Genomic DNA, 10725 nt, shown 5'->3' with positions numbered 1-10725 from the left:
GCCCCACGCCTTCGGCCGGTATCGATGCCACGGCAATCGTCTCCGCGTCGGCTGCGTCGGCCTGATGGAGCAAGTCGAACAAACGCGCCGCAGCCTCGATCATATCGCCGGAGCAGCTGAGGGAGGCGTGGCCGGTCACTGATCGATGGCGGCAGCAGTGCCGACACGATGTTGGGCTATGGCTCTATATCGTCGACAACAGCGACAATGTGGTGACCGAGCGGAGAGGCGACGGCACCGACACGGTGATCGCGACCACGAGCTACACGCTTACTGCGGGCAGCGAAGTCGAGTTGCTGCGTACAGTGGGCTCGTCGTCGACCTATGCCGTCGACCTGACCGGCAACGAACTGGCCAATACCATTGTCGGCAATGCCGCAGGAAACAGGCTGCACGGCGGCGCCGGCAACGACCTGCTCTGCGGATATGGCGGCAACGACGTGCTGTTCGGCGACCAGGGCGACGACGTGTTTCTGTTCACCGCCGGTTCCGGCAAGGATGCGATCGGCGATTTCGCCGGCAACGGCGACGCTGCGGGCGACACGATCCGCTTCCTGAATGGTCCCGTCTCTAGCTTCGGCGAGCTGATGGCGCATGGCAGCCAGCAAGGCAGCGATGTCGTATTCTCGTTCGACGCGCACACCAGCCTCACGCTGAACAACGTCCAGCTGGCAGCGCTCAGCGCTCAGGATTTCGTCTTCGCCTGATGCCTGCCGCGTAGCTCATGCAGAGAGGCAAACGTGGCCCCGTCAGCCGGTCTGACGGGGCTTTCGTTTGCCTATGACGTGACGCGACCGGGGCGGGAGCGGCGGCGGGCGGTGGCGCCGAGCAGGCCGAAGCCGCCGAGCATCATCGCCCAGGTGGCGGGCTCCGGAATCGCGGCGGCAGGCACCGTGACCTGACCGAGCGAGAACACCGCAGTGTTCGAGCCGCCGGGAACGCCGTCCGGATTGTTCTTGGTGGAGAGGCCGAAGAACGCGTCGACCGCCATGCCGCCCAAGGTCGAGCGGGCGAGGAGGCCGTCGAAGTCGAACGGCGTGAACGGTCCGCCGGTGTTGCGGAAGTCGGGGCCGGTATAGGTGTAGACCAGGTTGACGATGTTCGGGTCGTCGTCGAAGCCCGGCGTGACGATACCGCCTGGCGACGTGTTCTCGACCGACACGGCGACATTCGCATTGCCGTCGGCGGAAATCGACCCGTCGATATAGCCGCGGAAATCGTAGATGATCAGCCGGTCGCCGGCCCGCAGGCCCTCGTCGGGACCGAGCGTTCCCTGATAGGTGAAGGTGAAATCATTGGCGCCATTCTGGGTGATGCTGCCGAGCGTGATAACGCCCGCGCTTGCCGGAACTGCGAACCCGAGTGCCGCCGTGGCGGCGATGATTGCTTTTCTCATACTCAACTCCCTGAGCCGTTGCGCACCCCACGAGGAAAGGCTTCCGCTCTGCGCCACTCAACACGCGACGCACGCTCCGGTTCATTTTGGGTTCAGCTAAATTTCGCGGGTGCGAAGGGAACCGCCGGAAGCGGCCGGCGTAGATGCAGCCGAAGCGGAGATTGCCCCCTCTTCCTTCGCTTCGCCCTGAGGAGAACAGAGCCCCGCCGCGACCTTCGGCGGGGCTCTTTTCGTGAGCGTCGGCCTAGCCGAGCAGCCGCTCGATGATCAGGTCGGCGGCTTGTTCGGGCGACATTGCGGTGGTGTCGATGCGGAGCTCGGGATTTTCGGGCGGCTCATAGGGGCTGTCGATGCCGGTGAAATTCTTCAGCTCGCCGGCGCGGGCCTTTTTGTAGAGGCCCTTGACGTCGCGCGCCTCGGCTTCGGCGAGCGGCGTGTCGATGAAGACTTCGACGAACTCGCCCGGGGGCAGCATCTCGCGCACCATCCGCCGTTCGGCGTGGAACGGCGAGATGAACGCAGTAACGACGATCAGCCCGGCATCGGTCATCAGCTTCGCGACCTCGCCGATGCGGCGGATATTCTCGACCCGGTCGGCGTCGGTGAAGCCCAGATCCTTGTTGAGGCCGTGGCGGATATTGTCGCCGTCGAGCAGGAAAGTGTGGCGGTTCATCCGCGCCAGCTTCTTTTCGACCAGATTGGCGATGGTCGACTTGCCGGCGCCCGACAGGCCGGTGAACCAGAGGACCGCCGGCTTCTGGTTCTTCAGGTCGGCGCGGCGTTCGCGGGTGACGTCGAGCGCCTGCCAATGGACGTTCTGGCTGCGGCGCAGGGCAAAGTGCAGCAGCCCGGCGCCGACGGTCGCGTTGGTGAGCTTGTCGACCAGGATGAAGCCGCCGAGATCGCGGTTTGCGTCATAGGGCTCGAACACCAAAGGCCTGTCGGTGGACAGGTTGGCGACGCCGATCGCGTTCAGCTCCAGCGTCTTCGCCGCCAGATGCTCCATCGTGTTGACGTTGACCTGGTATTTGGGCTGCTGGATGCTGGCGGTGGCGGTCTGGGCGCCGAGCTTCAGCCAATAGGGGCGGCCGGGCAGCATCTCCTCGTCCGCCATCCAGACGATCGTCGCCTCGAACTGGTCGGCAACCTCAGGCGGAGCATCGGCGGCCGCGATCACGTCGCCGCGCGAGCAATCGATCTCGTCGGCGAATGTGAGCGTCACCGACTGGCCGGCGACGGCCCGGGGCAGATCGCTATCGAATGTGACGATGCGCGCGACCGTGGTGGTGCGGCCCGAAGGCAGGACGCGCACCGGATCGCCGGGACAGACCGTGCCGCTCGCGATCAGGCCGGCAAAGCCGCGGAAATCATGGTCGGGGCGGTTGACCCACTGGACGGGGAGGCGGAAGGGCGCGGCCTGCTCGCGCTCGGCATCGAGCGGGACCGATTCGAGATGGCCGATCAGCGTCGAGCCGGAATACCAGGGCGTGTTGGCGCTCGGCTCCGCGATGTTGTCGCCAGCAAGGCCCGAGACGGGAATGGCGGCGAACCCGGAGATGCCGATGCTCTCGGCGAACGAGCGGTAATCGCGGACGATCGAGTCGAAGACGGCTTCATTGTAGCCGACCAGGTCCATCTTGTTCACGGCCAGCACGATGTGGCGGATGCCGAGCAGGTGGGCGAGATAGGAGTGGCGCCGGGTCTGGGTCAGCACGCCCTTGCGCGCGTCGACCAGGATCACGGCGAGATCGGCGGTCGAGGCGCCGGTGACCATGTTGCGCGTGTATTGCTCGTGCCCCGGCGTGTCGGCGACGATGAACTTGCGCCGGTCGGTCGCGAAGAAGCGGTAGGCGACGTCGATCGTGATGCCCTGCTCGCGTTCCGCGGCGAGCCCGTCGACGAGGAGGGCGAAGTCGATCTTGTCGCCCTGCGTTCCGACGCGCTTGCTGTCGGCTTCCAGGCTGGTGAGCTGGTCTTCGAAAATCTGCTTCGAATCGTAGAGGAGGCGGCCGATCAGCGTCGACTTGCCGTCGTCGACCGAGCCGCAGGTGATGAAGCGCAGCAGCGACTTGCGCCGGTGGCGGTCGAGATAGGCTTCGATGTCGTCGGCGATCAGGGAGTCGGGCCGGTAGGAGGAGTTCTGCTCCGTCATCGGACTGAACTCCGTTCGTTTCGAGCGCAGTCGAGAAACCGGGGTGCGGCGGAGCGTGTCTCGACTTCGCTCGACACGAACGGGAAACGGGTGAGGCGGAGAAGCATCAGAAGTAACCCTCCTGCTTCTTGCGTTCCATCGACGCGGCCTGGTCCTTGTCGATCGCGCGGCCCTGGCGTTCGGAGGTGGTGGTGAGGAGCATCTCGCGGATGATGTCGGGCAAGGTCGTCGCCTCACTCTCGACCGCGCCGGTGAGCGGATAGCAGCCCAATGTGCGGAAGCGGATCGAGCGTTCGACGGGCACTTCGCCGGGGTTCAGGCGGAAGCGGTCGTCGTCGACCATCAGGATCAGCCCGTCGCGCTCCACTGTCGGGCGCGGCGCCGCGAAATAGAGAGGGACGATCTCGATCCCCTCCAGATGGATGTACTGCCAGATGTCGAGCTCGGTCCAGTTGGAGAGCGGGAAGACGCGGATGCTCTCGCCCCTGTTCTTGCGGGCATTGTAGAGGCGCCAGAGCTCGGGGCGCTGGTTCTTCGGGTCCCAGCGGTGGTTGGCGGAGCGGAAGCTGAAGATGCGTTCCTTGGCGCGGCTCCTTTCCTCGTCGCGCCGGGCGCCGCCGAACGCGGCATTGAAGCGGTAATGGTCGAGCGCCTGTTTCAGCCCCTCGGTTTTCCAGAGGTCGGTGTGGAGCGCGCCGTGATCGAACGGGTTGATGCCCTTCGCGAGCGCATCGGGATTCCGCCAGACGAGCAGCTCCATGCCCGCATCGCGCGCCGATTTTTCCCGCAGCTCGTACATCGCGCGGAATTTCCACGTCGTATCGACGTGCAGCAGCGGGAAAGGCGGCGGGGCAGGGAAGAAGGCTTTTTTGGCAAGGTGCAGCATCACCGCCGAATCCTTGCCGATCGAATAGAGCATCACCGGCCGCTCCGCCTCGGCGACCACTTCGCGCATGATGTGAATGCTCTCCGCCTCCAGCCGCTGAAGGTGGGTGAGGCGCAGCGCGGACGCGGGTTCGAGGCCGGCGATGTCGTTCATCGGCGCCGCTTATAGACGGCACCGCGCGCGTTCCCATAGCGCAGCCGGTCTTCCCCGGTTTCAAGTTTCTCTTCGCCGTTTGCGCTTTGACCAATGTTAATTATGGAAGGGAGCAAAAGAGGAGGCCCTGAATGACCGGACGGCATCTGTTGCTCTCGACGATCGCTTGCGTGGCACTGGCCCAGGCCGCTGGTGCAGCCCCGGCCGACAGGGACAGACTCGAAGCGAAGTTCGATGCGAGCATCAGCTCCGAGGACCAGCTCGGCTGGCTGAAGCAGATGTCGTCGGCACCGAACCATGTCGGGTCGCCGCACGACAAGGCCAATGCCGAGTTCATCCTGGCCCGCTTCAAGGAATGGGGTTGGGACGCGCATATCGAGACGTTCCACGTGCTGTACCCGACGCCGATTTCGACCACCGTCGAGATGATCGCGCCGGAGCATGTCGTTCTGGGCGGGCAGGAGCCGGCGCTGGCCGAGGATCCGACCTCGGCGAACCTGGCCGGCGCGATCCCGCCCTATGTCGCCTATCAGGGCGACGGCGATGTGACGGCCGAGCTGGTCTATGTGAATTACGGCATGCCGGACGATTACAAGGCGCTGGCGCGGCGCGGCATCGACGTCAAAGGCAAGATCATCATCGCGCGTTACGGCGGCGGCTGGCGCGGGCTGAAGCCGAAGCTGGCGCAGGACCATGGCGCGATCGGCTGCATCATCTATTCGGACCCGGCCGACGACGGCTATGCGCAGGGCGACGTGTATCCGAAGGGCGGCATGCGCCCGCCGTTCAGCGTGCAGCGCGGATCGGTGCAGGACATGGCGATCTCGCCGGGCGATCCGCTGACGCCCGGCATCGGCGCGACCGAGAACGCAAAGCGGCTGACCCGCGAGACTGCGCCGACGATCCTGAAAATCCCTGCGCTGCCGATGTCCTACGGCGACGCGACGAAGCTGCTCTCGAAGCTGGAAGGCCCGGTCGCGCCCGAGGGCTGGGGCGGGGCGCTGCCGATCACCTATCATATGGGCGGCACCGGCGCGGTGAAGGTGCATCTGGCGGTCAAGTCCGACTGGTCGATCAAGCCGGTCTATGACGTGATCGCCAAGCTGAAAGGCGCGCGCTATCCGGACCAGTGGATCGTGCGCGGAAACCACCATGACGGCTGGGTGTTCGGCGCGGCCGACCCGCTGTCGGGCGACGTCGCGATGCTGTCCGAAGCGAAGGCGCTGGGGGCCTTGTGGAAGCAGGGTTGGCGGCCCGACCGGACGATCGTCTATGCCAGCTGGGACGGCGAGGAGCCGGGGCTGCTCGGTTCGACCGAATGGGCCGAGGAGCACGAAGCCGAGCTGAAGCAGAAGGCGCTGATCTACATCAACACCGACGGCAACGGCCGCGGCTTCTTCCACGCCTCGGGCAGCCACGATTTCCAGCACATGGTCAACGAAGCGATGCGCGACGTCACCGATCCCGAGACGGGCGCGACGGTTTATGAGCGCCGCCGCGGCGCGATCCTGGCGAACGCGTTCGACAAGAACGGCCGCCGCGACGAGACGCTGATCGCAGCCGCCGAGAAGGGCGCCGACCTGCCGATCGGTCCGCTCGGTTCGGGTTCCGACTATTCGGGCCTGCTGCAGCATGTCGGCATTCCGGCGCTCAACATGGGCTATGGCGGCGAGGACGAGAGCGGCGGCGTCTATCATTCCGCCTATGACAGCTTCCGCCATGTGACGATGTTCGACGACCCCGGCCTGAAATACGGCGCGGCGCTGTCGAAGACGGTCGGGCGGATCGTGATGCGCATGGCCGATGCCGACACGCCGCCGCAGCATTTCGGCGACTTTGCGGAGACGGTGGGCCGCTATCTGTCCGAGGTGAAGAAGCTGGAGGCCGACAGGCGCGCCGAGGACGAGAAACGCGCCAGGCTGCTCGCGGCCGGCGACTTCCGCCTGGCGAGCGACCCGCTGAAGCCGGTCGCCCCGCCCGCACCCGAGGCGGCGACGCCGCACATCGAGATGGCGGCGCTGGAAAATGCGGTCGATCGGCTGAAGGCGAGCGCCAAGGCCTATGACGCCGCCTATGCCGCCAAGGGCGCGAGCCTGACGCAGCAGCGGCGGGACAGGCTCAACGGCCTGCTTGCCGATATCGACCAATTGCTGCTCGATCCGCGCGGGCTGCCGGGGCGGCCGTGGTTCCGGAACCTGGTCTACGCGCCGGGACGGTTCACCGGCTATGGCGCCAAGACGCTGCCGGGCGTGCGGGAGGCGATCGAGGAACGGCGTTTTGCCGATGCCAACGAATATGCGGATCGCACGGCTGCGGTGCTGAATGCCTATTCGGCGCGGCTCGACCAGGCGCGGGCGGTCGTCGAGGGCAAGTAGCCGGCGGGACCCGTTGCGGGTTCGCCACGTTTCACGGTGCATGGCGGAAACGCTCGTTGCCCCGAATGCCGTCGAACGTGCGGGTGTTCTCGCGCAGCTGGAGGACTGGCTGCGCACGCCGATGCTGGTGCTCAGCTTCGTCTGGCTTGCGCTGGTCCTCGTCGAGCTGGTTTGGGGCGAATCCGAGCCGCTGGAGATTGTCGGCACGGCGATCTGGATCGCGTTCCTGATCGAGTTCGCCGTCCGCTTCTCGCTGGCGCCGGCGAAGCTCCATTTCCTCAAAAGCAATTGGCTGTCGGTGCTCGCGCTGGCCGCGCCCGCGTTCCGGCTGATCGCGGCGCTCCGCTTCCTGCGGTTCGCGCGAGCGGCGCGCGGGCTGCGCCTCGTCCGGATCGTCGGCACGGCGAACCGGGGAATGAACGCCCTTCGCGCGAGCCTTGGCCGGCGCCGCTTCGGCTATGTCCTGGCGCTGACGCTGGTGGTGGTGATGCTGGGCGCCGGCGGCATGCTGGCGTTCGAGCCGGCCGAAGCGGTCGAAGGCGGGTTCACATCCTACGCCGACGCGCTGTGGTGGACGGCGATCCTGCTGACCTCGATCGGTTCGCAATATTGGCCGCAGACGGACGAGGGGCGGCTGCTGTGCTTCCTGCTGTCGCTCTACGGCTTTGCGGTGTTCGGCTACATCACCGCCAGCTTCGCCTCGTTCTTCGTAGGCCGCGACGCCGCCGCGCGCGACGGCGAAGTGGCAGGCACAGAGGAGATCCGGGCGCTGAAGGAGGAGATCGTACAGCTCCGGATCGAGCTGCGCGGCGCATTGGGGGCGCGACTTTAGCCTTCCGGCGCCTGCAGCGGGGCTTCGATCAGGCAGCGGAGTCCTTCGGGGAGGAACTGGAGCTCGACCCTGCCGCCAAGCTCCGCGGCGAGGGCGCGTTCGATCATGCGGCTGCCGAAGCCGCGTGCGCGGGGCGGCGCCACCGCGGGGCCGCCCTGTTCCTGCCAGACGAGGCGGAGGCGCGGGCCGGCGCCGTCATGGATGCTCCACGCCACGTCTATGCGGCCGTCGCGGTTCGACAGCGCGCCGTATTTGACCGCGTTCGTGCAAAGCTCGTGAAAGGCGAGCGACAGCGCGACGGCCGTCCTGGCATCGAGGCGCAGGTCCGGGCCGTCGGCGCGGATGCGCTCCTGGTCCGCCCCGCAGCCGAGCTCCGCCTTGCGGACCAGATCGTGCAGCGAGGCGCTTTCCCAATGCTCGGCGATCAGCACGTCGTGCGCGGAGGCGAGCGCGGACAGCCGGCCCTCGAAGGCGCGGAGCGCGCCCGGCTCTGCCGCATCCCTGAACGTCTGCACGGCGACGCTCTGCACGATCGAGAGCATGTTCTTGACGCGGTGGTTCAGCTCGTGCGCGAGCAATTGCTGCAGTTCCTCGGTGCGCTTGCGCTCGAGCACGCGGCCGACCTGATCGCCCAGCGCACGGACGATCAGCATCAGGTCCTCGTCGGGCCGGACATGGTCGTAGGTGAAGAATTCGAGCACCGCGATGATGCGGCCCTCGCTCTTGATCGGAAAACCGAAGGCGGCGCCGAGGCCGAGCCCCTTGCGCGGGAAATGCGGGTCTTCGTCCGCATCGGTGATCCAGATCGGCTCCTCCGCGTCCAGCACCATGCCGGGAAGGCCGACGCCGGGCGTGAAGCGAATCTGCTCGGTCGCCTGGCGGAGGGCGTCGGCGGCGCCTTTCGTCTCATCGTGCCAGACGGTGGTCGAGACCAGCTCCTGCCCGACCAGCAGCAGGGCATGGCCGAGCGGCCAGCAGGTCAGGTCGCATATCGCCTGAAGACAGGCGCGCAGCGCGTCCTCGAACGAATGGGTGGCGGCGGCGAGAGTCGTCACCTCGAACAGCAATTGCGCTTCGCGCGCCTGCCGCTGGAGACGAGCCTCGGCGATGCGCCGCGCAGTGATGTCGCGCAGGAAGCCGACGAAGATGCGGCTGCCGTCGAACTCCGCCGTCGTGATCGACAGCTCGATCGGGAATTCGCGGCCGGCCCGGTCAAGCGCGGTGATTTCGATGCGGCGGTCGAGAATCCTGGCCTTGCCGGTGCGGTTTAGGCGTTCGATGCCGTGACGATGCGCTTCGCGGTGCTGCAGCGGGATGATGAGCTCGGCGAGCGGACGGCCGAGCACTTCCGGACCGCTCCACCCGAAGACCTTTTCGGCGACGCCGTTCCACGCGGCGACAGTGCCGTCGGGATAGAGGACGATCACGGCGTCGAGCGCCGTCTCCAGCACGGGTTGCAGCGATTTCAGCATCAGAGGCTTGGGCAGGAACGCATCGCCTGGGCAGTAGTGCATGGCCGAGTCGAGCCGCGCAAGCGGCGCCGATTGCTTTAATACTAAAATACCTTAGTCTGACGCCATGGCCGAACAGGGCAGGCGCGTGCTGGTGACCGGCGGGAGCAGCGGGATCGGGCTGGCCATCGCCCGTGCGTTCGATGACGCCGGCGACGAGGTGCGGGTGGCGGGCCGCGACCGCGCGAAGCTGGAGGCGAGCGGGTTGGGCTGGCTGCAGCTCGACGTCTGCGACGAGGCCGCGATCGATGCGACGCTGGCCGGCCAGCCGTTCGACATCGTCATCGCCAATGCCGGCGGGGCCGCGACCGCGCCGCTGGTGAAGATGGCGCGGGCCGATTGGGACAGGATGATCGCGCTGAACCTGACCAGCGCGTGGCTGACCGCGCGCGCGACGGTGCCGGGGATGATCGAGCGGGGACGAGGCCGCTTCATCGCGGTCGGGTCCACCGCATCGGTGAAGGGCTATGCCTATGCCGGCGCCTATGCGGCGGCGAAGCACGGCATGCTGGGCATGATCCGATCGCTGGCGCTGGAGCTCGCGAAGACCGGGGTGACGGCGAACGCGATCTGCCCCGGCTATACCGACACGCCAATGCTGCGCGCGGCGATGGAGGGCGTTGCGGCGAAGACCGGGCGGAGCGACGTCGAGGCGTCGTTCGCCAACGCCAACCCGATGGGGCGGCTGATCGCGCCGGACGAAGTCGCGGCGGCGGCGCTGTGGCTGGCGAGCGGCGCGGCGGCCGGCATCAACGGGCAGGCAATCCTGATCGACGGGGGCGAGAGCGCGTGAGCCACGATCGCGACGCGCTGCGCGCCTGGCTGGCGTTGCTGGGCACGGCCAATGCGGTCAAGAAAGGCGTCGACCTGCGGCTGCGCCAGCGCTTCGGGCTGTCGATCGCGCGGTTCGACGTATTGGCGGCGCTGGATCGGGCGGGGGAGGACGGGCTGACCGCGGGGACGCTGACGGCGTGGCTGAAGGTCAGCGAAGGCAATACGACGCAGGTGACGGCACCCCTGGTCGCGGCCGGGCTGGTCGAGCGGGAGCGCGATCCGGATGACGGGCGCGTCGCGATCTTCCGGCTGAGCGACGCGGGGCGGGCGCGGTTCGCCGCGATGGCGGCGGACAACCGGCGCTGGATCGATACCGCCTTTGCCGGGCTGGACCCGAACGACATCGCGGCGCTGCGCCGGCTGCTTGCCGGGATCGTGCCGCCGACCGAAAAGGAAGCGGCATGAACCCTGAGAGCTTCTCGCCCCGGCATTTCCGCTGGACCTTCGAGGACGGCGTCGCGCTGATCGCACTCGACCGGCCGGAACGGAAGAACCCGCTGACGTTCGACTCCTATGCCGAGCTGCGCGATACGTTTCGGGCGCTGGTCTATGTCCGCCAGGTCAGGGCGGTGGTGTTCGGCAGCCG

At 67.1% G+C, this 10725-nt stretch carries 10 protein-coding genes and 1 pseudogene; 6 read left to right on the top strand and 5 right to left on the bottom strand.

Annotation, left to right across the window (positions count from 1 at the left end):
• Positions 1-139, bottom strand: a 139-nt coding sequence (locus VFT73_RS00065; RefSeq protein WP_326408048.1) for a Sua5 family C-terminal domain-containing protein, incomplete at its 3' end; no start/stop codon positions are given.
• A gap of 73 nt (positions 140-212) precedes the next feature.
• Here VFT73_RS00065 and VFT73_RS00060 point away from each other — a divergent pair.
• On the top strand, positions 213-707 hold the full coding sequence (locus VFT73_RS00060; RefSeq protein WP_326408047.1) for a hypothetical protein: 495 nt from the start codon (positions 213-215) through the stop codon (positions 705-707).
• A 71-nt stretch (positions 708-778) separates the two neighbouring features.
• Here the strand turns inward: VFT73_RS00060 and VFT73_RS00055 are convergent, their stop codons facing one another.
• The 3 genes from VFT73_RS00055 to cysD form a co-directional block, all read right to left on the bottom strand.
• Complete coding sequence (locus tag VFT73_RS00055; protein WP_326408046.1) at positions 779-1396, bottom strand: PEPxxWA-CTERM sorting domain-containing protein; 618 nt, start codon at positions 1394-1396, stop codon at positions 779-781.
• A 244-nt stretch (positions 1397-1640) separates the two neighbouring features.
• Positions 1641-3548, bottom strand: a complete 1908-nt coding sequence (gene cysN, locus VFT73_RS00050) for a sulfate adenylyltransferase subunit CysN (RefSeq protein ID WP_326408045.1) — start codon at positions 3546-3548, stop codon at positions 1641-1643.
• Between the two features lie 106 nt (positions 3549-3654).
• On the bottom strand, positions 3655-4587 hold the full coding sequence (cysD, locus tag VFT73_RS00045) for a sulfate adenylyltransferase subunit CysD (protein WP_326408044.1): 933 nt from the start codon (positions 4585-4587) through the stop codon (positions 3655-3657).
• A gap of 131 nt (positions 4588-4718) precedes the next feature.
• Here cysD and VFT73_RS00040 point away from each other — a divergent pair, with 131 nt between their 5' ends.
• Complete coding sequence (locus tag VFT73_RS00040; RefSeq protein ID WP_326408043.1) at positions 4719-6962, top strand: transferrin receptor-like dimerization domain-containing protein; 2244 nt, start codon at positions 4719-4721, stop codon at positions 6960-6962.
• 40 nt (positions 6963-7002) lie between these two features.
• A complete protein-coding gene (locus tag VFT73_RS00035; protein WP_326408042.1) occupies positions 7003-7794 on the top strand; it encodes an ion transporter in 792 nt (263 codons plus the stop codon).
• On the opposite strand, the gene VFT73_RS00030 is transcribed toward VFT73_RS00035, so the two are convergent.
• Positions 7791-9308 (bottom strand): HWE histidine kinase domain-containing protein, encoded by a 1518-nt coding sequence (locus VFT73_RS00030; RefSeq protein ID WP_326408041.1) that lies wholly within the window; start codon positions 9306-9308, stop codon positions 7791-7793. The genes VFT73_RS00035 and VFT73_RS00030 overlap by 4 nt on opposite strands.
• Before the next feature lie 64 nt (positions 9309-9372).
• Here VFT73_RS00030 and VFT73_RS00025 point away from each other — a divergent pair, with 64 nt between their 5' ends.
• The 3 genes and pseudogenes from VFT73_RS00025 to VFT73_RS00015 all read left to right on the top strand — a co-directional run.
• Positions 9373-10098, top strand: coding sequence for an SDR family NAD(P)-dependent oxidoreductase (locus VFT73_RS00025; RefSeq protein ID WP_326408040.1), 726 nt, complete (start codon positions 9373-9375; stop codon positions 10096-10098).
• Positions 10095-10544, top strand: coding sequence for a MarR family winged helix-turn-helix transcriptional regulator (locus VFT73_RS00020; RefSeq protein ID WP_326408039.1), 450 nt, complete (start codon positions 10095-10097; stop codon positions 10542-10544). Before VFT73_RS00025 ends, VFT73_RS00020 begins: the two co-directional genes overlap by 4 nt.
• Positions 10541-10725: pseudogene (locus VFT73_RS00015) on the top strand (enoyl-CoA hydratase); the annotation flags it as partial. The gene VFT73_RS00020 and the pseudogene VFT73_RS00015, both read left to right, overlap by 4 nt.

This window comes from Sphingomonas sp. (genome assembly GCF_035758555.1).
Taxonomy (GTDB): Bacteria; Pseudomonadota; Alphaproteobacteria; order Sphingomonadales; family Sphingomonadaceae; genus Sphingomonas_B.
Note: the sequence above shows the minus strand (reverse complement) of the source record. Positions and strands in the feature narration are given on the sequence as shown.

Bases quoted from the DNA above. Each gene is read 5' to 3' on its own strand.
- VFT73_RS00030 (WP_326408041.1), bottom strand. From the start codon at position 9,308: ATGCACTACTGCCCAGGCGATGCGTTCCTGCCCAAGCCTCTGATGCTG.
- VFT73_RS00055 (WP_326408046.1), bottom strand. From the start codon at position 1,396: ATGAGAAAAGCAATCATCGCCGCCACGGCGGCACTCGGGTTCGCAGTT.
- cysD (WP_326408044.1), bottom strand. From the start codon at position 4,587: ATGAACGACATCGCCGGCCTCGAACCCGCGTCCGCGCTGCGCCTCACC.
- cysN (WP_326408045.1), bottom strand. From the start codon at position 3,548: ATGACGGAGCAGAACTCCTCCTACCGGCCCGACTCCCTGATCGCCGAC.
- VFT73_RS00040 (WP_326408043.1), top strand. From the start codon at position 4,719: ATGACCGGACGGCATCTGTTGCTCTCGACGATCGCTTGCGTGGCACTG.
- VFT73_RS00025 (WP_326408040.1), top strand. From the start codon at position 9,373: ATGGCCGAACAGGGCAGGCGCGTGCTGGTGACCGGCGGGAGCAGCGGG.
- VFT73_RS00035 (WP_326408042.1), top strand. From the start codon at position 7,003: ATGGCGGAAACGCTCGTTGCCCCGAATGCCGTCGAACGTGCGGGTGTT.